At 61.7% G+C, this 20,415-nt stretch carries 18 protein-coding genes; 16 read left to right on the plus strand and 2 right to left on the minus strand.

Going from position 1 to position 20,415, the window contains the following annotated elements; translation table 11 throughout:
* Positions 1-209 precede the first annotated feature (209 nt).
* Positions 210-1,832: an aspartate:alanine exchanger family transporter gene (locus JG540_RS03385; RefSeq protein ID WP_234042889.1), complete on the minus strand. Its 1,623-nt coding sequence runs from the start codon at positions 1,830-1,832 to the stop codon at positions 210-212.
* A 380-nt stretch (positions 1,833-2,212) separates the two neighbouring features.
* Here JG540_RS03385 and JG540_RS03390 point away from each other — a divergent pair, with 380 nt between their 5' ends.
* The 8 genes from JG540_RS03390 (at position 2,213) to JG540_RS03425 (ending at position 11,358) form a co-directional block, all read left to right on the plus strand.
* On the plus strand, positions 2,213-4,060 hold the full coding sequence (locus JG540_RS03390) for an acetolactate synthase large subunit (RefSeq protein WP_200277229.1): 1,848 nt from the start codon (positions 2,213-2,215) through the stop codon (positions 4,058-4,060).
* 4 nt (positions 4,061-4,064) lie between these two features.
* On the plus strand, positions 4,065-4,574 hold the full coding sequence (gene ilvN, locus JG540_RS03395) for an acetolactate synthase small subunit (RefSeq protein WP_200277238.1): 510 nt from the start codon (positions 4,065-4,067) through the stop codon (positions 4,572-4,574).
* Positions 4,575-4,581: 7 nt separating this feature from the next.
* Positions 4,582-5,613 (plus strand): ketol-acid reductoisomerase, encoded by a 1,032-nt coding sequence (gene ilvC, locus JG540_RS03400; protein WP_200277240.1) that lies wholly within the window; start codon positions 4,582-4,584, stop codon positions 5,611-5,613.
* A 252-nt stretch (positions 5,614-5,865) separates the two neighbouring features.
* On the plus strand, positions 5,866-7,260 hold the full coding sequence (locus JG540_RS03405; RefSeq protein ID WP_200277242.1) for an AAA family ATPase: 1,395 nt from the start codon (positions 5,866-5,868) through the stop codon (positions 7,258-7,260).
* A complete protein-coding gene (locus tag JG540_RS03410) occupies positions 7,253-7,873 on the plus strand; it encodes a hypothetical protein (protein WP_200277244.1) in 621 nt (206 codons plus the stop codon). Before JG540_RS03405 ends, JG540_RS03410 begins: the two co-directional genes overlap by 8 nt.
* Before the next feature lie 54 nt (positions 7,874-7,927).
* Complete coding sequence (locus JG540_RS03415) at positions 7,928-9,148, plus strand: nucleotide sugar dehydrogenase (RefSeq protein WP_200277255.1); 1,221 nt, start codon at positions 7,928-7,930, stop codon at positions 9,146-9,148.
* 145 nt (positions 9,149-9,293) lie between these two features.
* Entirely contained in the window at positions 9,294-10,355 is a 1,062-nt protein-coding gene (locus JG540_RS03420; protein ID WP_200277257.1) for a 3-isopropylmalate dehydrogenase, read from the plus strand.
* A 58-nt stretch (positions 10,356-10,413) separates the two neighbouring features.
* Positions 10,414-11,358, plus strand: coding sequence for a hypothetical protein (locus JG540_RS03425; protein WP_200277259.1), 945 nt, complete (start codon positions 10,414-10,416; stop codon positions 11,356-11,358).
* An 85-nt stretch (positions 11,359-11,443) separates the two neighbouring features.
* Here the strand turns inward: JG540_RS03425 and JG540_RS03430 are convergent, their stop codons facing one another.
* Positions 11,444-12,076, minus strand: coding sequence for a hypothetical protein (locus JG540_RS03430; protein ID WP_200277261.1), 633 nt, complete (start codon positions 12,074-12,076; stop codon positions 11,444-11,446).
* Between the two features lie 282 nt (positions 12,077-12,358).
* Here JG540_RS03430 and JG540_RS03435 point away from each other — a divergent pair, with 282 nt between their 5' ends.
* From JG540_RS03435 to ispD, 8 genes are all read left to right on the plus strand, one after another.
* Positions 12,359-13,522: a branched-chain amino acid aminotransferase gene (locus tag JG540_RS03435; RefSeq protein WP_200277263.1), complete on the plus strand. Its 1,164-nt coding sequence runs from the start codon at positions 12,359-12,361 to the stop codon at positions 13,520-13,522.
* 335 nt (positions 13,523-13,857) lie between these two features.
* Positions 13,858-15,402, plus strand: a complete 1,545-nt coding sequence (locus JG540_RS03440) for a polysaccharide biosynthesis tyrosine autokinase (protein WP_200277265.1) — start codon at positions 13,858-13,860, stop codon at positions 15,400-15,402.
* Positions 15,384-16,055 (plus strand): arsenate reductase/protein-tyrosine-phosphatase family protein, encoded by a 672-nt coding sequence (locus JG540_RS03445; protein WP_200277267.1) that lies wholly within the window; start codon positions 15,384-15,386, stop codon positions 16,053-16,055. Before JG540_RS03440 ends, JG540_RS03445 begins: the two co-directional genes overlap by 19 nt.
* Before the next feature lie 107 nt (positions 16,056-16,162).
* Positions 16,163-16,825 (plus strand): sugar transferase, encoded by a 663-nt coding sequence (locus JG540_RS03450; protein ID WP_200277269.1) that lies wholly within the window; start codon positions 16,163-16,165, stop codon positions 16,823-16,825.
* A 16-nt stretch (positions 16,826-16,841) separates the two neighbouring features.
* Positions 16,842-17,735, plus strand: a complete 894-nt coding sequence (locus JG540_RS03455; protein ID WP_200277271.1) for a glycosyltransferase — start codon at positions 16,842-16,844, stop codon at positions 17,733-17,735.
* A gap of 55 nt (positions 17,736-17,790) precedes the next feature.
* Positions 17,791-18,879, plus strand: a complete 1,089-nt coding sequence (locus tag JG540_RS03460) for a glycosyltransferase family protein (RefSeq protein ID WP_200277273.1) — start codon at positions 17,791-17,793, stop codon at positions 18,877-18,879.
* Positions 18,872-19,687, plus strand: coding sequence for a LicD family protein (locus JG540_RS03465; RefSeq protein WP_200277275.1), 816 nt, complete (start codon positions 18,872-18,874; stop codon positions 19,685-19,687). The genes JG540_RS03460 and JG540_RS03465 overlap by 8 nt, the downstream gene beginning before the upstream one ends.
* Positions 19,680-20,414 (plus strand): 2-C-methyl-D-erythritol 4-phosphate cytidylyltransferase, encoded by a 735-nt coding sequence (gene ispD, locus JG540_RS03470; RefSeq protein ID WP_200277277.1) that lies wholly within the window; start codon positions 19,680-19,682, stop codon positions 20,412-20,414. The genes JG540_RS03465 and ispD overlap by 8 nt, the downstream gene beginning before the upstream one ends.
* Position 20,415 lies beyond the last annotated feature (1 nt).

The raw sequence follows: 20,415 nt of genomic DNA on the forward strand, positions 1-20,415 counted from the left end.
CTCAGGCGTGACCAACTGGGGCCCCAACTGGCTGGCGGCTACGGGCCCCAGCCGGGTGGCGGCTACAGGGGCCCAGCCGGTTGCGGCTACAGGGGCCCACCCGCAGCGGCACCACCGCGCACCCGGCACATAACGCAGCACCGCGCGAGCGATCCGGTCCAGGCCGGTGCTCGCGCGGTGCTGCTTCTGTATCAGCCTGCTACAGCCGGTTACAGACCACCCAGTACCTGGGCCACGAAGATCTTCACGATCATGGCCACGGGGTAGACCATGGCGTAGCCCAGGGCCACGCGCGGGTCCGCCCCGGTGCGCTCGTTGGCGAAGGCCAGCACCGCCGGCTGGGTCTGGGCGCCACCGAGCAGACCAGAGAGCCGGGTGCCACCCATCTTCACGCCCCAACGCATGCCCGCGTACAGGATCAGGCCCACCACGTTGGTGACCAGGAAGCCCACCAGCAGGATCTTCCACCAGTCGCCCCCGGAGAAGGCGCTGGCGATCTGCCCGCCGGCCTTGGTGCCCGCCTGCGCCAGGAAGACCAGCAGACCGAACTCAGAGAGCACGGCGCTGGCCGTGAAGGGGATCGCCGTCACGAAGCTGCCGATCCGCCCGATCCGCCCAAAGACCAGGCCCACCAGGAGGGTGCCAGCGGCGGAGCCGATCGAGAAGGTCGCGCCGGTGGGCGTGAGGAACTTCCACTCACCGATGAAGATGCCCAGCGCCATCCCCAGGCCCATGGCCACCGGGTTGATGGAGGACAGGCCGCGAGCGGAGTCGCCAAAGAACTTGGAGATGTCCTTCATGCGTCCCGTGGGGGCCACCACGCGCACCCGGTCACCCTGCTGGAGCACCAGGTCCGGGGTACCCACCATGTCGGTGTCCCCGCGGCGGACGCGGGAGATCGTGGCCTCAAAACGGCCGTCAATGTCCAGGTCGGAGATGGTGTGGCCCGCCAGCTTGGGGTCCGAGACGGTGATGCGCCGGAAGTCCAGGTACTTGCGGTCAGCCAGCAGGGAGTGGGAGGAGCCGTGGCCGATCGCCTCGATCACCTGGTTGACGGCCTCCTGGGTGCCCACCACGGTAACCAGGTCGTCCTTGTGCATACGCTCGTTGAAGTGCTGCTTGGTGATCGGCATGATCGGGCCGGTCTCCCCGCGGCGCAGGCGGGAGAACTTCAGCTCCCCACTGATCTTCTCGGCGATGTCGGAGATGCGCGGGGAGTCGGTGCGCTCCACGCGGATCGTGCGGTTCACCAGGGGGGAGGGGGCGTCCTTGTCGCTCTTGCGGTAGCCCAGGGCCAGCAGGGTGTAGAACAGCATGCCGATCACGCCAAAGAGGTAGGCGACGGCGTAGCCGACCGTGGCGATGGCGGCGCCCTGCGGGTCCCCGTGCAGCTCGGCGGCCTGCCCGGCCGCAGCCAGGGCCGGGGTGTTGGTGATAGCCCCCGCGAAGGTCCCGGCGATCATCGCCGGGGACATGCCCAGGGCACGGCCCACGCCTACGGCCACGCCCGCGGCCGCCACGAAGGCCAGCAGCATGATGGCGATCGGGCCCAGCGCCGTCTTGATGGCGTGGAAGAAGTTGGGCCCGGAGCTCACCCCGATAGCGAAGGTGAAGATAGCCAGTCCCAGGATGCCGAAGTGTCCCGGGATCTCCAGCTTCACGCCTTCGGCAGAGGCCCAGGCGGCCAGCGCGATGCCGGAGAAGAGCACGGCGGCCGCGCCCAGGGACACTCCCTTGACCTTGAAGTGCCCGAACAGCATGCCTATGCCGATCAGCAGGAACAGGACCAGGACCGGGTTGGCGGCCAGGTGGTTGAGGACGGTCAGTAACACTTTGTGCTGCCAGCCTTCCAGTAGTGCCCCAGCAGGAGGTGCTGCTCCGGGGGGCTGATGGGAATACGTCAGGTACATCCTGTCATCAATATCTACCTGTGTGTTCGGACCAAAGGCCGCACCTCTGGTGCGGGCGGTCAGCGGGCGAGCGCGGGCGGTCAGAGCGCGAGCACAGGGCGGGCAGGAGGCAGGATGCGGGCAGGCGCAGAACCGGTCGGGCGTGCCCGCCACCCCAGCCCTGACCAGCATCCGGTCAGTGATTCCAGTATCTGATACAAAGCTCGTCAGTTGTGACGTAGGCCGTAGCAGCGCTTAGGGTCAGTCCACGGGCCGCCGGGCCCGCCAGCCGCCCGCGCGGCTGCCCGAGGCAGGAGGGGCAGATGACAGATCAAGACGCGCCCACCGCGGTCCCGTCTGTCGCTGAGGCCGCCGCGGCACAGTCCGCCGGAAGCGCTGCGGCAACGCCGTCGACCGGGCCGGAGCAGGTGACCGGGGCCGAGTCCCTGGTCCGCTCCCTGGAGGCCGTGGGGGTCACGCATATCTTCGGTATGCCCGGGGGAGCGATCCTGCCCTTCTACGACCCGCTGCTCGCCTCCAAGCAGATCCGCCACATCCTGGTGCGTCACGAGCAGGGGGCGGGTCACGCCGCTGAGGGCTACGCCGTCGTCACCGGCAAGCCGGGCGTGTGCGTGGCCACCTCCGGCCCCGGCGCCACCAACCTGATCACCGCTATCGGTGACGCCCACATGGACTCGATCCCCATGGTGGCCATCACCGGGCAGGTCGGGGCCGGGCTGATCGGCACCGACGCCTTCCAGGAGGCCGACATCGTGGGCGCCACCATGCCCTTCGTGAAGCACTCCTTCCTGGTCACCGACCCGGACGAGGTGCCCGCGCGGGTGGCCGAGGCCTTCCACCTGGCCACCTCCGGCAGGCCGGGGCCGGTGCTGATCGACTTCACCAAGGACGCGCAGAACGGGCAGACCACCTTCTCCTGGCCACCCGTGACTGAGCTGCGCGGCTACCACCCGCCCGGCAGGCCCAACCAGCGGCGGATCACGCAGGCCGCGGAGGCTATCGCCCACGCCGAGCGGCCCGTGTTCATGCTCGGTGGCGGGCTGGCGCGCTCCGGCGTGGACCCGGCGGTCCTGCAGGAGCTGGTGGAGCTGGTCGGGGCGCCTTTCACCACCACGCTCATGGGGCTGGGGGTCCTGCCCTCCAGCCACCCGCAGGCCCTGGGGATGCCGGGTATGCACGGCACCGTGGCCGCCGTCGGGGCCCTGCAGCGTGCCGACCTGATCATCGGCCTGGGCGTGCGCTTTGACGACCGGGTGACCGGCAAGGTCGACTCCTTCGCCACGCGGGCGGCGGTCATCCACGTGGACATCGACCCGGCGGAGATCTCCAAGATCCGTACCGCGGACGTGCCGATCGTCGGTGAGCTGGCTGACGTGCTGCCTGCCCTGAGCGCCGCCTTCAGGCAGGTGGTGGACGCCGAGGGGCGCACCGACATCGACCCCTGGTGCACGGAGGTCGCCCACATGCGCGCGGTCTACCCCACCGAGTGGACTGACACCGACGACGGCCTGCTCCAGCCCCAGGAGGTTATCTCCCACCTGGGCAAGGCCGCCAGCGAGGACACCATCTGGGTCACCGGCGTGGGCCAGCACCAGATGTGGGCCGCCCAGTTCCTCCCGCACCGGCGCCACCGCTCCTGGCTGACCTCCGGCGGGGCCGGGACCATGGGCTACGGCGTGCCGGCGGCCATGGGGGCCAAGGTGGCGGCGCCCGAGCGGCCCGTGTGGCTGATCGACGGCGACGGCTGCTTCCAGATGACCAACCAGGAGCTCGCCACCTGCACCCTCAACGAGATCCCGATCAAGGTCGCGGTCATCAACAACTCCTCCCTGGGCATGGTGCGCCAGTGGCAGACCCTGTTCTACGGGCAGCGCTACTCCAACACGCACCTGCACACAGGGGCAGGGTCGGTGCGCGTGCCGGACTTCGTGAAGCTGGCGGAGGCCTACGGGGCGGTGGGGCTGCGCTGCGAGCGCCTGGAGGACGTGGACGCCGTCATCGCCCAGGCCAACGCGATCAACGACCGGCCCGTCGTCGTGGACTTCACCGTGTCCGCTGACGCCCAGGTGTGGCCGATGGTGGCCGCCGGGGTGTCCAACGACGCCATCCAGTACGCCCGCGGCATGAGCCCGCAGTGGGAAGAGGAGTGAGCCGATGAGCAAGCACACGCTGTCCGTGCTGGTGGAGAACAAGCCCGGTGTGCTCACGCGCGTCTCGGCGCTGTTCACCCGCCGGGGCTTCAACATCCACTCCCTGGCGGTGGGCCCCACCGAGCACGAGGACGTATCCCGTATAACGGTTATCGCGGAGGCTGAGGGGCCGGCCATGGAGCAGGTCACCAAGCAGCTCAACAAGCTGGTTAACGTGCTCAAGATCGTGGAGCTGGACCCGCAGGCCTCGGTGGAGCGCGAGCTGTACCTGATCAAGGTGAAGGCCGACGACTCCAACCGCACCGCGGTGCTGCAGATCGTCGACCTGTTCCGGGCGCACGTGGTGGACGTGGCCCCCACCTCCGTGGTCATCGAGACCGTGGGCTCAGAGTCCAAGGTGCGTGCGCTGCTGACGGCCCTGCAGCCGCACGGGGTCAAGGAGATCGTCCAGTCCGGTGCCGTGGCCATCACCCGGGGGCCCAGGTCCATCACCGATCAACTCAAGGAGAAGTGACAAGAAAATGGCAGCAGAGAAGTTCTACGACGACGACGCCGACCTGTCCGTCATCCAGTCCAAGAAGGTCGCGGTCATCGGCTACGGCTCCCAGGGGCACGCCCACGCCCTGAACCTGCGCGACTCCGGGGTGGAGGTGGCGGTGGGCCTGCGTGAGGGCTCCAGCTCCGTGGCCAAGGCCGAGGAGGCGGGCCTGCCCGTCAAGCCGGTGGCTGAGGCCGTGGCCTGGGCCGACGTCGTGGTGGTGCTGGCCCCCGACCAGGTGCAGGCCAGGCTGTACGAGGAGCAGATCGAGCCCAATATCAAGCCCGGGGCCGCGCTGCTGTTCTCCCACGGCTTCAACATCCACTTCGGCTACATCAAGCCTGCCGCGGGCATTGACGTGGTCATGGTGGCCCCCAAGGGGCCCGGCCACACCGTGCGCCGCCAGTTCGAGGAGGGCCGGGGCGTGCCGGTGCTCGTCTGCGTGGAGCAGGACGCTACCGGGCAGGCCTGGCCCCTGGTCCTGTCCTACGCCAAGGCCGTGGGCGGCACCCGGGCCGGGGCCATCAAGACCACCTTCCGGGAGGAGACCGAGACCGACCTGTTCGGGGAGCAGACCGTGCTGTGCGGGGGCGTCTCCAAGCTGATCGAGTACGGTTTCGAGACCCTGACCGAGGCGGGCTACCAGCCGGAGATGGCCTACTTTGAGGTGTGCCACGAGCTGAAGCTGATCGTGGACCTGATCAATGAGGGCGGCCTGTCCAAGCAGCGCTGGTCCTGCTCCGACACCGCCGAGTACGGCGACTACGTCTCCGGGCCGCGCGTGATCACCCCCGAGGTCAAGGAGCACATGAAGGAGGTGCTGGCGGACATCCAGAGCGGCGCCTTTGCCAAGCGCTTCATGGACGACCAGGCCGCCGGGGCCCCCGAGTTCAAGCAGCTGCGCGCCCAGGGGGAGGCCCACCCGATCGAGAAGACGGGCCGGGAGGTGCGCTCCATGTTCGCCTGGCGCGCCGAGGTGGACAAGGACTACACCGAGGGCTCCGTGGCCCGCTGAGGTTGCCCTAGCCCGCTGAAACCGCCGCGGTTACTGTGGTCACTTAGCCGCTGGACGGGGGCGCTCTCTCCGGGGAGGAGGGGGTGTCCCCGTTCTTTATGGTTGCTCCTGGCTGAGACCGGTCGAGATCAGCGACCAGGCCGGTCCGCGCTGACCCTGCGGGGTCAGCCGACGCTTTCGGCAGCCCCGTACTCGTCCCGGCTCCGCTTGTAGACTGGGACTAGGAAGGCAGCGAGTCGAAGGAGGATGCCTGTGCTCACACGCTTCGAGGTCTCCGGCTTCAAGAACCTGAAAGATGTGGTCGTGGAGCTGGGGCCTTTTACCTGCATAGCTGGACAGAACGCGGTCGGAAAGTCGAATCTGTTTGATGCGATCGCTCTGCTTTCAGCCCTGTCCCGCCACACCTTCGTGGAAGCCTGCTCGCAGGTGCGAGAGGTTAAGGGGGCGCCTCTGTCTGATGTGAGCGTGCTCCTATCCCCAGAAGTTCTTGAAGGTAGAGAAAATCTCCGGCTGGCCGCTGAGATGATCGTGCCTGAATCGGTTGTTGACGAGTTCGGCCAGGAGGTTAAGCCTTCCAAGACCTATCTGCGTTATGAGGTGGAACTTAACTATGTTAATGTGGGTGGCTCGGGAGGCATCCCTACCTTACGGCTGGCGCACGAGACGCTTGAGCCTTTGAGTAAGTCAAGTGACAGGAGCCAGCTTCTGAGGGCTTGTCCGAAGCTGTTGAGTGCGATCAAGGGCAGGCGGGGCAGCAGCTACATCTCCTTAGAAAAAGGAGAGGAAGGTCAGGCGGACGTAATAAAAGTGCCCCGAGAGGAGCGTGGTCGGCCGCGGCTGATCGCTACCGATAACACGCAGCGCACAGTGCTGTCAGCTATGGCCTCCGCAGAGTACCCGACGATTCTGGCTGCTAATGTTGAGATGTCCTCCTGGCGTTTTATGTCTCTGGAGCCCACGGCGATGCGCAGTCCGGACAACCTGATGGAGACGCGGAGCATCGACGCCACGGGGGCACATATTCCTGCCACCTTGTACCGTAGGGACGTTGAAGACCCTGAGGTGGGTGTCTACGGGGAGTTGAAGAATGCTGTCGATAAGTTGGTAGATATCCGTAGCCTGAAGGTAGTCAAGGACGACGTCAGGCAGTCGCTTGAGCTGCGCGCACAGGTGGGGCAGGCCCCAGAGCTGCCAGCCCGTTCGCTGTCCGACGGCACCCTGAGGTTCCTAGCGCTGGCAGCAATGAACTACGCGGGCGTGTACATGGGGCTGGTGAGCATGGAAGAGCCGGAGAACGGGATACACCCAGCCAAGATCGGGGCCATGCTGGCACTGCTGCGCACCTTGGCAGAACCTCAGGGGGGTCACCTGCGACAGGTCATAATCAACACCCATTCACCGTACATGGTGCGTGCGGTACACAAGTCCAATAAGGACGATATACTGGTGGCCCAGTCCTGGCAGAGAAGGGATAAGGATGGTAAACGTAGTGCCTCCACGTCCTTCCATCCCCTGCCAGGCACTTGGCGGACTAGGGGGCAGGAACCCTCGGGGCAGGGGGGGCGCTCTCAGGTGCCGGTGAGCGAGTCCCGTCTATTCGCTTTCCTGAAGAACCCGGCTTCCTCGGTGGAGGAAGCTGATGACTGAGTACTGGCAGTGCGGCTTCGTCGGAGAAGGTAGCTCAGACAACTGCCTGGTTCCGGTGCTTGAGGAGATGCTCTTGACAATGAGGCCAGGGGCAGACATTACTGTGGTGCTGCACCAGTGGTTCAGGAGGCCGGAGGATAAATCGGTCTCTTCTAAGGCCAAGGCTCTGGAGGGGGAGCCTTATGATCTCATCTTTGTGCATCGAGACGCTGACCAGGAGTCCTGGTGTGCCCGAGCGCATGAGGTACTTGACCTGGGCTACAAGCACCTGGTTCCGGTAGTGCCCGTAAGAATGACTGAGGCGTGGGCGCTGGCGGACCTTTATGCTGAGCAGGACTTTCAAGACTGGTGGTCTGGCAAGGGGTTCGGCTTCGATTCCATAGAATCCTGTGCGGAGCCAAAGAAATGGCTGCGAGAGTACCTGAGTCGCAACCGAAATAGCCTGTTGTCCCCAAGGGACTTTGCGGCGAAGCGGGCTGAGGTCCTGAAGGGGATATCGGTGGAGGGGCCGGTTAAGCGCCTTGAGGCTTGGAAGATGCTGTGCCAAGAGGTGGAGGCGGCAATGTGCCGGGTGCGGCCCTACCTGGCAGGCTCCCAGTGGGGTATCGTGTAACCGTCCGCCAACTATTGGTTGGTTAAGTCTGATAGCAGCCTGGGAGGAAACAACGTGAAGATCGCAGTAGCTGGGTGTGGGTACGTAGGTTTGTCACTGGCAACGCTGCTTTCAAAGCATGATGAGGTTGTTGCTCTTGACGTTAACGCTAGCAAGGTAGCGTCTATCAATGAGGGGCGTTCTCCGATCGCTGACCCGGATATCGAGAGCCGGCTCGCGGAGGGTGGGCTGCGGCTTTCCGCGACCACTGACCCCTCCGTGGCCTACAAGGACGCCGAGCTGGTGATCGTGGCCACGCCCACCAACTATGACGAGGCCACCAACTTCTTTGACACCTCCCTGGTGGAGTCGGTTATCGCGGACGTCATGGAGAAGCAGCCCGAGGCGCTGGTGGTCATCAAGTCCACCGTGCCGGTGGGCTTCTGTGAGGAGATGGCCCAGCGGTTTCCCCAGGGGCGGATCCTGTTCTCGCCGGAGTTCCTCCGTGAGGGGCGGGCCCTGTACGACAACCTGCATCCCAGCCGCATCATCGTGGGCGTGCCCACGCAGGGCCTTGACGCCGCGCAGCTGCGTCCCGCCGCAGAGATGTTCGCCCAGCTCCTGGTGCAGGGAGCCGAGGACCAGGACGTGCCTGTGCTAATCATGTCCTCCACGGAGGCGGAGGCGGTGAAGCTGTTCGCCAACACCTACCTGGCGCTGCGGGTGGCCTTCTTCAACGAGCTGGACGCCTACGCCTGCATGCACGGCCTGGAGTCCCGGTCGATCATCGACGGCGTCTGCCTGGAGCCGCGCGTGGGCTCGCACTACAACAACCCGAGCTTCGGGTACGGCGGCTACTGCCTGCCCAAGGACACCAAGCAGCTGCTGGCCAACTACCGGGACATCCCGCAGAGCCTCATCCGGGCGATCGTGGAGGCCAACGACGTGCGCAAGGACTTTATCGCGGAGGAGGTCGTGCGTAAGGTCGTGGAGCTGGTGTACGCAGGTAAGCCGCACCCGGTGGTCGGGGTGTACCGCCTGGCCATGAAGTCCGGCTCGGACAACTTCCGGGAGAGCTCGATCCAGGGGATCATGGACAGGCTGCGGGTCAAGGGAGTGCCGGTGGTCGTCTTTGAGCCCTCCCTCAGCGAGGACACCTTTAACGGCTACCCGGTGGTCCGTGACCTGGAGGAGTTCATGGGCTCCTGCGACGTCATAGTCGCCAACCGTTGGAGCCCCGAGCTGGAGCCGGTACGGGAGAAGGTCTACACTCGGGACCTCTTCTTCCGCGACTGACGACGGCGGGGGTGCCTGTCTGCGAGGTCGCGTGGCCGCAAGACCGTGGGGCCACGCGACCGCGATACCACGGGGCGCTGCGGGCGGGCTGTCAGCCACTGAGACACTGCGCCAGCACCGTTCCGGGGCTGCCTATGCTCACGGTATGACGCAGACCATCAAGCTCGCAGTGATCCCCGGCGACGGCATCGGCCAGGAGGTCGTGCCTGAGGGCCTGAAGGTCCTGCAGGCGGCCTTGCAGGGCAGCGACGTCGTCGTCGAGACCACCACCTTTGACCTGGGGGCGGCGCGCTGGCACCGTACCGGCGAGACCCTCACCGACGCGGACCTGGAGGCCATCAAGCGCCATGATGTGATTCTCCTGGGCGCGGTGGGGGACCCCTCGGTGCCCTCCGGCGTGCTGGAGCGCGGCCTGCTGCTGCGCCTGCGCTTCGCCCTGGACCATTACGTGAACCTGCGGCCCTCCAAGTACTACCCGGGCGTGCCCACCCCCCTGGCGGAGCCGGGTGAGATCGACCTCGTGGTGGTGCGGGAGGGCACAGAAGGGCTGTACTGCGGCAACGGGGGAGCGGTGCGGGTGGGCACGGCGCAGGAGATCGCCACGGAGGTGAGCGTGAACACCGCCTACGGCGTGGAGCGGGTGGTGCGCTACGCCTTTGAGCAGGCCCGCGCCCGGCGCCAGCACCTGACGCTGGTGCACAAGCACAATGTGCTGGTCAACGCCGGGCACCTGTGGCGCCGCACCGTGGAGGCGGTCGGCGCGCAGTTCCCGGAGGTGCGCACCGACTACTGCCACGTGGACGCCGCCACGATCTACCTGGTCACCGACCCGGGGCGCTTTGACGTGATCGTCACCGACAACCTCTTTGGGGACATCATCACCGACGAGGCCGGGGCGGTCACGGGCGGGATCGGCCTGTCCGCCTCCGGCAACCTCAACCCGGCTGGGGAGTTTCCCTCCATGTTCGAGCCGGTGCACGGCTCCGCCCCGGACATCGCGGGCCAGGGCAAGGCGGACCCGACCGCCACCATCAGCGCCGTGGCCATGCTGCTGGAGCACGTCGGCCAGGTGGAGGCCGCAGCCCGCGTGCACGCGGCAGTGGAGGCGGACATGGCCGCGCGGGCCCGCGCCCAGAAGAGCGGCCAGCCCCTGGTGCGCAGCACCCAGGAGATCGGGGAGGCGATCCGGGCCCGGCTGGTGGGGTGAGTTTTAGTGTGGCGGTGGTCCTAGAGCAGAACAAGGTGTGGTGCGCTAGCGTGTATGTATGCGAGTGAACCAGCGTCTACTGCTCCGCAACAGCCTGGCGGTTATAGCTGCCGGGGCGATCTGTGCCAGCCTGGCCGCCTGCGGCTCGACTGCCACCGCCGCGAAGGTGCCCATGACGGACGCCGAGATCAAGGACTTCCTGCTGCAGTCTGACAGCGTGGCTATGGTGGTGGACAACGCCGGCTACGCGGCAGTGGTCGCCGCTGCGAGCGCCCAGCGTGAGGCCCTCACGAAGGCGCGGGGGGCTGAGGTTGACTCCACGGACATCACCCAGGTCAAGGCTGATGGTGAGGTGACGCTCTCCGGTCTGCGGGCTCGTATCGATGCGCTGGCGGGTCGGACTCTCGCAGACGAGGACAGCAGGATCCAGGCTGCGCTGAACAAGGTCACTGCGGCGCTGAAGGGATCGGACAAGAAGGCGATCACTGACGCGCTGGCCTCGCTCAACGAGACCGTGACCTCGGTGGAGAAGGCCGTCAGCCAGCGGGATAACCCTGGTTCCGGTGACGGCACCGGCTCGGGTACGACCGTGGAGGAGCCACGGGATGACACAGAGACAGGGGGCAACGGGAACAGTAGGGGAGGTCAGGCTGGGGGCGGAAACGCTGGCGCTGGCACTGACACCGGAGGTGACAACTCGAACCGCGCGCCGAACGGAGGGCAAGTTGCTCCGGGCGGCGGGCAGCAAGCCCCCGGCGGCGGCAATAACCAAGGGAACTCTCCGCTGGAGCCAGGTGGCCAGCCGCCTGCGGAACCCGCACCCAACCAGCCTGGTGGGGGTGGGGACGGTGAGCCGCCCGCTCAACAGAATCCCGGGGGTAACCATCCGCCCGTCGCTCCACCAAACCCCGGTGGGGACCAGGGCGGTGGCGGTGATGTAGGAGGCGGCCCGGCCGTGCCGAACCCCCAGCCCGGGGATGGAGATGCTCCGCAGCAGCCTTGAGGCAAGTTTTTGGGCTCGGCCCTTGAGAAGGGGGCCGAGCCCAAAGCTATTGGTCCGTGCAGTCCCGCGGCGGGGCTGGAGCCGTTCAGGGGGCTGCTGGAGTCGGGGTGTAGAAGCTGCGGGAGGGCGTGGCTGTTGGGGTGACAGTAGAGGTGGCCCCGGGCCAGCTGGTGTCGTCTGCTGGGCTGATGGTCAGGCCGCCGAGGACCTGGTTCCAGGCGTCCTGGTCGATCTGCTCTGCGGAGCAGGTGTGGGTGACGGATACCTGGGTGCCACTCTTGGAGAAGACCCGGACAAAGGACCGGCCTACCACCTTGGTGTCCTGGATGGTTGCAGTGAAGTCGGTGGATATACCGGTGAAGGGGCTGTTGCCGTTGTCCACCACCCGGGACTCGCTAGCAGTCTCCTGGTAGCCCTGCAGCTTCTTCTGCAGACCTTCGTTCCAGGCAGCGCTGAGATGCCGGTCGTCCCCGCCCGCGAGCAGCAGGCTGGTGGAACGAGTTATGTCCACCTGGATCGTGCACAAGGGGTCGGCTGAGGCCCAGGTGCGTGTGGTGACCTCGGTGCCGGGGCTTATGGAGGCCATGGCGGTCGGGGTGTCGGTGGGCCTGGGGACCTGCTGGTAACCGGTCACCTTGGGCATGCCGATCTTGATGTCCGGCAGGGTGGTTGGCTGCGCTGTGGGCAGGGGGGTGGGCATGGTCATGCCGGAGGGCACGGTGAAACCCTCAGTGGGGCTAGTGCTGCTTGCCGTGCCTCCGCCCCCTAGACCAAGGGCAGAGCAACCGCTGAGCAGCAAGGCGGCCGTTGTACCTGCCAGACATGCGCGGACGAAGGGTTTCCGTGGAAACTGAGGCATGAGCACACTCTAACCCGCTCATTGAGCATGCGGCCGGGATAGTGAAATGTGCCTCTTGCCGGGGCAGCGGAGTTGCTGGAGGCGGCGCCACATACTGAGAGAGGGCACAGGTGCTAGAGGACGACGGCGTAGGGTGACCGCATGCACAAGCCGCTCTCAGCCTCCAGCAGCTCCTTTGACACGCCTCTGTTCCGGGCGGCTGCCGTGCCGCTGCCAGCGGCGGACCGTTTGGCGGGTCGTTTCCCCCTGAGGCCGAATCCGGCGCCTGCCAGCGCGCAGGAGCGGGCATTGGCGCTTGAGGACCTGCGCTTTGGGACCGTGTTCACGGACCACATGGCCCACGCCCGGTGGGTGCGGGGGCAGGGCTGGGGGCAGCATGCCGTGGTGCCTTTCCAGGAGCTGCGCCTGTCTCCGGCGGCCACGGTGCTGCACTACGGGCAGGAGGTCTTTGAGGGGATCAAGGCATACCGGCACGCTGACGGCTCCGTGTGGACCTTCCGGCCGCGCTACAACGCGGCCCGCCTGAACCTGTCTGCCGGGCGTATGGCTATGCCACCGCTGCCGGAGGAGGACTTTGTGGCCTCCCTGGTGGACCTGGTGCGGGCGGACGTGGAGTGGGTGCCCTCCGGGGCGGGGGAGTCCTTGTACCTGCGGCCTTTTGCCTTCTCCTCTGAGGCCTTCCTGGGGGTGCACCCCGGCAGCGTGATCGACTACTACGTGATCGCCTCCCCTGCGGGGGCCTACTTCCCCAACGGGCTCAAGCCGATCAGTATCTGGGTCTCACAGGACTACCACCGGGCGGGCCGTGGCGGGACGGGCTTTGCCAAGACCGGCGGGAACTACGCCGCCTCCTTGCTGCCGCAGCAGCAGGCGGCGGAGCGCGGCTGCGACCAGGTCTGCTTCCTGGACGACGTGACCCAGACCAACCTGGAGGAGCTGGGTGGCATGAACCTCATGGTGGTGCACGCCGACGGCTCGGTGGCTACGCCGCGGCTGACGGGCACGATCCTGGAGGGCAGCACCCGCTCCGCGATCCTGCGGCTGCTGGCGGACGAGGGCCGTGAGGTCCGCGAGGAGAGCATCTCCCTGGCAGGGCTGCTGGAGGGGATCGCCTCCGGGCAGGTCACGGAGGTCTTCGCCTGCGGCACGGCTGCGGTGGTGGTGCCCTTGGGCCGCCTGGTGGGGGAGGGCTTTGACGTGGAGGTGCGGGGCTCGGAGGTCACCAGCCAGGTGTATGAGCGCCTGACAGCGATCCAGTACGGCCGGGCGGAGGACCCCTACGGCTGGATGTACCGGCTGGTCTGAGCCCTGTAGGCTTGGGTTCTCATAGCACAGACGGTGCTGGCCTGCCAGGGAAGAGACTGAGGCAAAACCTACCCTGGCTTGCCACTTGGCCTGGTGGTATGGTCACAAGTTGTAAGCAACTACCCCTGTTGCAGCCCGCTTGTTCTCATAGTTGCCTGGCTAGTTCAAAGCTCGGCTGGCTGGTACCTGGCCTAGCGGCTCGGTGCTGAAAGGCTGTGTTGCTGCGACCTGGTCAGTTTTGCGCACATCTCCACGTGTGCTTGTGCAGCGCGTGGGAGCAAGGGCTGCTCTGCGCCTCGTTCGCGTGCGCGCATGAGTCATAGCGATGGATTGAGATGACACTTGAAGACTTGCTGAAGGTCACCCGGCAGCAGATCGGGCTGATCGTGCTGGGCCTGGTTCTCGGGTTAGCGGGCGCGGCCGGTCTGGTTTATGTCACCCCGGTGACCTACTCAGCCTCGGCTATCGCCTATGTGCGGGTGACCATGCCGGATGATGCAGGTACTGGAGGTGCTGGAGCCTATTACGCTGCATCCCAACTGGCTAACCAGAAGGTAAAGGCCTTTGTGTCGGTCTTCTCCTCCCAGGCTGTGGCGCAGGGGGTCATTGATACCTTGGGTCTGGAGACTACACCTTCTGCCTTGGCTGGGACTATTCAAGCAAGTAATCAGACAAACTCCTTGACGATTACAGTTACGGCCACCGGTGAGACACCAAAGCGAGCTCAGGTGATTGCTGATGAGACCGTGCATCAGGCGCAGCAGCAGATCAAGCAGCTGGAGGGCGAGAACTCACCGGTCGAGATAGTGCTGATGTCGTCCTCGACGTTGTCGAGCACTGTAAAAAATCCCTCTGTCGTCAAGTATATGGGTGCCGGTACTGTAGGCGGATTGATAATTGGTTACGTCCTGGCTCTGTTGCGTGCACTGCTGGACAAGCGAATTCGCACTTCGGAGGATGTTTCTTCCGTGATGGACGAGCCTGTAATTGGTTTGGTGCCGACCTCCGACGTATTTACCCAGGGGCCGGAAGAGCCGGAGCCCGATTACCGGGTGGAGGAGTCTCTACGCAAGCTTCGTACTAATCTGCGCTATGCGCGCGTGGATCAAGGTCTGCATAAGTTGGTCGTAACTTCCTCTGTCCAGGGTGAAGGCAAGTCCACGGTCTCCACTAACTTAGCGCGGGTTATGGCTCTGGCAGGAGAGGAAGTTGTCCTGATTGAAGGCGACATGCGGCGGCCTGTCTTTAAAGAGAGATTCAGTTTGTCTAGTCATCAGACTGGGCTTTCGCAGCTGTTGGTCGGAGCGACAACCCTGGAACAGGCTATGGTGCAGACAAAGGTTCCTGGTCTGTACGTGATTCCTGCAGGCGATACGCCTCCCAACCCTTCTGAGCTGCTCGGCTCGGAGCGACTGAGTCAGCTTGTCGACTACCTGACTGCTGATCGCTTGGTGATCATTGACGCTCCGCCGGTCCTCCCGGTTACAGACGCTGTTGCATTGTCTGAGCGTATGGATGGTGTGGTCCTGGTGGCTCGGGCCAAGAAGACTACCACGGATCAACTGAAGCTGACCAAGGAGACCATCGAACGTGGTGGCGGCACGGTGCTTGGCGTTGTCCTGAATCAGGTGGCCGTATCCGGTTTGGGTCGCCTGCGCTACGGAGAGACCGAGTACGCCTACACTGCAGCAGCATATCCGGCAGGAACCGCTGATCGTAATGAGCGCAAGGCACGCAGGAGACGGCAGCCAAGTGCTGAGCCGCATCTGGCGCAGACGCAGGAGAAGTCTGTGTCTTCGGGACAAGGGACGACCGATTTCGTGAACATGCTTGAAAAAGAGTCCATGAAAGGGGATCCTGCATGGTCGAGCAAAGCATAAGAATGTCTAACTCGTCAACGGCTTGGCCTCACAGAGACAATGCCACTAACCCGAGCTTCGTCCCCCCTTCTTGGTTGAACATCGAGGGCAGCCGAGAGGTGCAGGACTCTGGTCCTGTTGAACCCGAGAGTGTGCTGTTTGTCTGTACTGGGAACATCTGCCGCTCTGCGTTTGCTGCTGCCTACTTGGCCCACCTGATCCAAGGTTCTGGAATTACCGTGGAGTCTGCTGGCATTGGGGCACTTGTTGGGCGTGGTATGGATGAGCGGGCGCTACTGTTAGCAAGTCAGCTTGGAGTTGATGGCTCGCTTCACCGTGCTAGGCAGTTAACGGGAAGGATGCTTGGCGGAGCATCTCTGGTTGTCGTGTTCGGCCCTGAGCATTACGACTGGGTCCAAGAAAACAATCCCGAGGCTATCGCCAAGACTGTGGCTGTTGGCCAGTTCGTTTCCGGGCTTGAGCAGGATGTAGGAAGCCAGGTCCAACACCGGTCGATCTCTGACCTCTTGTCTGTTGTCAAGCAGATGCAACCCGTGCCGGATAAATCATCCTGGATCAAGGACCCGTATAAGAAAGATGGCTCTGAGTACATCCAGATAATGCGTGAGGTCATTGACGCTGTAGGCCGACTGAGGGGAAAGGTCAGATGGTAGAGATATCACTTGCTGCAGGATATCTTGACGTGAGGACAGGTCTGATGACCCATCGTGTGCATGACGCCGCTTCTAGACGGCGCGATTATGCAGCTAACACTTTTTCCTTGATTGACTCAGAGGACTTTGCTAGAGACTCGCGGCAACTCGATAATCGCAGCTTTGGTTACAAGGCCGTGAAGCGCGTATTCGACCTGCTGGTATCGACGCTAGTCATAGTCATCGGAGCGGGCCCTGGCCTATTGCTGACGTTCTTCATCTGGCGCTCCACGGGTGGGTCGCCGATTTACAGCCAGACGAGGGTTGGTCTTTACGGCAAGCGGTTCAGGATCTACAAGTTCCGGACCATGGTTGCAGATTCGGACAACATTGAAAAGTACTTCACCCCAGAACAGTTGGAAGTCTGGAAGCGAGAGCGGAAGGTCGACCATGATCCACGCATCACACGCTTGGGCCGGTTCCTGCGGGCGACTAGTGTGGACGAGCTGCCAAATTTCATTAATGTCTTCTTAGGACAGATGAGCACGGTGGGCCCCCGCGCGATTGCTGTTGATGAGTTGCAGTGGTTTGGCGGATACGCTCCAGAACTAGTTTCAGTAACTCCGGGAATCACTGGTTGGTGGCAGGTTACCGATCGAAATGAAGCGATGTACGATACTGGTGCAAGACAGGAACGAGAACTGCACTACGTTCGTAATGCTTCGATCTGGATGGATTGCATGATAATTGTGAGAACCGCGAAGACCATTGTCCGTTGCACAGGGCGGTAGACTAAAGAAGATGCAATTGGGTGAACGTGAACTATCGGTCGGTTTCACTGTAGTGATACCGACTTTGAATGCCGAGAAAACTCTCCCTGGTCTCCTAAAGAATATATCGCAGCAGGCGTTTAGGCCGGACGAAGTGATCGTGATCGATTCCGAGTCCGACGATTTAACCTGCGCAATTGCCAAGGCGGACGATGCGGTCAGTTTAATTAAAATAGAACGATCAGACTTTGATCACGGTATGACTCGCCAGAAGGCTTTACTTGGAGCAAAGCATGACATCGTCTGTTTTCTAACCCAGGATGCATTGCCAAAAGATTCCCACTATTTTTACCACCTGCTGAAGCCCCTATCGGATGCCAGTATCGGCATGGTTACTGGGAAACAAGTCCCATACCCTAACGCCAGACGCTCTGAGGCCCTGGTACGAGAATTCAACTACGGGAAGCGCTCATTTATACGTAGCGCAGAAGATATTCCCAGACTTGGCATCAAGGCGTTCTTTGCCAGTGATGTTTGCTCTGCGTACCACAGACCGACCTTTAAAGCAGTTGGCGGTTTTGGATACTGTAACACAAACGAAGACATGCTAATAGCCGCGAGAATGCTAAGGGGAGGGGCTCGTGTGGCCTACGAGTCTTCGGCACAAGTATACCATTCTCATAATTTTACAGTATGGCAGCAGTATCGACGTAACCTGGAGATTGGTAAATTTCTTGCCTTGCATGCTGACGAACTAGAAGTTCCCAGTGAGGTTGGTGAGGGCTTGCGTATGGTTAGCGCAGTCGGAAAGCGTTTACTTGCTGAGGGTGAGTGGCGAGAAATAGCTAGGTTCGGAACTGGCTGCGGAGCTAGTTTCATTGGGAACCGTCTCGGAAGATTATTCGGCAGGCGAATGAATCTTACCCGCTGATCGGGCTAGTGAGAGGGTGCTTATGTCAAAGTTCTGTTTTGTCAGCATGGACAATGTGAGCCGTACTCCCTACTTAATGGAGTATGCGAAGCGCTGCGACGCACCATTTGATCTCGTATACTGGGATAAAGCTGGAGTGTCAGATGAGATTGGAGCTGATACTTACTATAGAATGAAGTATGAAATCAACGAAAATGCTCCTCGAGCATTAAAGGTAGCACGCAAGCTTAGTGGCTATATAAAGTTTCGTCGTTATGCATCTGAGATCCTGCAAAGTCAGAAGTATGATGGAGTTGTCGCATCGACCGGCAACTGTGCAGTTTTGCTCGGATCTACATTGTTATCACACTACCGAGGTCGATATGTAATCGACATACGGGATTATTGGCGTGAAGGCTTCTATCCGTATCATCTGCGAGAGCAGACACTGATTGAGAATAGCGGACTTGCGATTATATCGTCTCCTTATTATAGGAAGTTTCTTGGCGATCATGATTTCGTGGTGATGCACAACATTCAATCGGACATACCTGTTGTTAAGCACAATGCAGATGATTTCAGCCCTTTGAACTCTAGGCCTATAGTGCTCGCAAGTATTGGTGCAGCTAAGAATGTTATGTATGACAGGAAAGTGATCGACTACTTTGCCAATGACAGTCGTTTTGAGTTAAGATTCTCCGGACGGGGATACGAGTGTCTTGCGGACTATGTTTCTGAGCGTGGAATATCCAACGTGAAGGCATCGGGTGCATTTCCGTATGATGAGACAATGCTTCGGTACGAAGGTATAGATGCTGTAATGTGCATGTACGGAAACGGCTCTCCGTACTGGGACTATGCTCTGGCAAACAAACTATACTTTTCTGCTCAGATGGGCGTCCCTATCATCACCTGTGTAGGCACAGCGATGCAGTTAACTTCGGAACGATTCAATTTCGGTATGGGCCTTGACCTGGACGATGGACGCGGCAAGGACAAGATCCTGTCGCTCTTCACGCCTGCTGCGATACAAGTACGAGAAAAGGGCTGCCAGAGATTCCTTGCAAAGGTCTCACGCGACATGGATCTCGTAGATCAAAGACTGGCAGAGTTCTTTGATAATCATCAAACACCTTGTCCAAAGGTGGTGAGGTACGTTGACTAAGGGCCTTCCACTGACTTCGATTGAGATCAAGAATGCTGAGCTTGAGATTCTCGAGGTCTTTGATAAAACTTTTGCAGATTCTGGGCTTCGCTATAGTTTGGCTGGCGGCACCCTTCTTGGTGCCATCCGTCACAAGGGGTTCATCCCGTGGGATGATGATATCGATGTGAACGTGCCACGGCCTGATTTTGATCGGTTTGTCTCGACATTTATTCAAGGTGGCCTACCTGAAGGGTATGCAATTGAATGTTATCCGGCAGGAACGACTGATCCGATATTTGTCAAACTGGTTAGATTAGACTTTGCTGTAAAGGAACGTTATTCTTCGGAATGCAGGCACCTATGGATCGACGTTTTTCCTGTTGACGGGTTGCCAACTAGTATGCATGATCTAGCGGTTCTCTATAAGCGAGTTAGGCGGCTGAGGCTCCTCACCCTTTTGGCCACGGCAGATCCACGTGAGGGACGAAGTACTTTCCGTAAGTTGGCTAAGCGATTTCTTGTGCCCTTCCTCAACGAACTGCGTATCGGAGATTGGGCGGCTCGTAGGCTTGTGAGCCAGTGCCGCAAGGTGCCTTTGACAGCTGCTGACCGCATTGGTGGTATCGCATGGGGACTTTATGGTACAGGTGAAGCACTTCCCGGAGACGCATTTGATCGCCTAGTGCAAGTTGAATTCGAAGGAGCACAATATTGGGCTATTGAGGACTGGGAAACGTACCTCAAAGGTCTGTATGGAGACTTCTGGAAACTGCCGCCGGAAAGTGCGCGAGTTGGGCACGATATGGAGGTATATAGAAGTGAGTGATACTAACACCGTTGCGCTTATATTTGCGGGTGGTGTCGGGGAACGTATGAAGGGAGGCGACATTCCCAAACAGTTCCTTAAAGTCCACGGCAAAGAGATCATAGTTCACACTATCGGTAAGTTCCAGCAACATCAATCGGTGGACGCTATTGTGGTCGTCTGTGTGCAAAGATGGGTGTCAAGGTGTGCGGCTTTGATGGAACATAATGGTATGGACAAGGTACGGTCGGTGATTGCTGGAGGCGCAACCGGCCAAGAGTCTATTCGGGCAGGGTTAGAGGAACTAGTGAGTCTAGGATACGGAGAGTCAGTAGTGCTAGTTCACGATGGAGTCAGGCCGTTTATAGATGCAACTACCATATCGTCCTGTATCGAATCTGCTCGAATGCACGGTTCGGCAGTGACATCAGTTCCTTGTAAGGAAACGGTGCTGACTTGTGGCACGGGAGGAGAGGTAAGGAGTATACCGCCGAGAGATACCTTGAGGCTCGCACGGGCTCCGCAATGTTTTGTAGTCAATGAGTTGGTGGCAGCACACGATTGGGCTGAAGATAGTGCTTTGTCATTTGTGGACTCGGCTTCTCTTATGATAGCTCATGGTCATGAGGTCCGGTGGGTGGAAGGTCCTGTCGAGAACATCAAGATTACCACACCGGATGACTTCTTTATGATGCGCGCTATTCTCGACGCGAGAGAGAATGGGCAACTCTACATGCAGGATAGCTGAT

The organism is Actinomyces weissii, assembly GCF_016598775.1.
Lineage (GTDB): Bacteria > Actinomycetota > Actinomycetes > Actinomycetales > Actinomycetaceae > Actinomyces > Actinomyces weissii.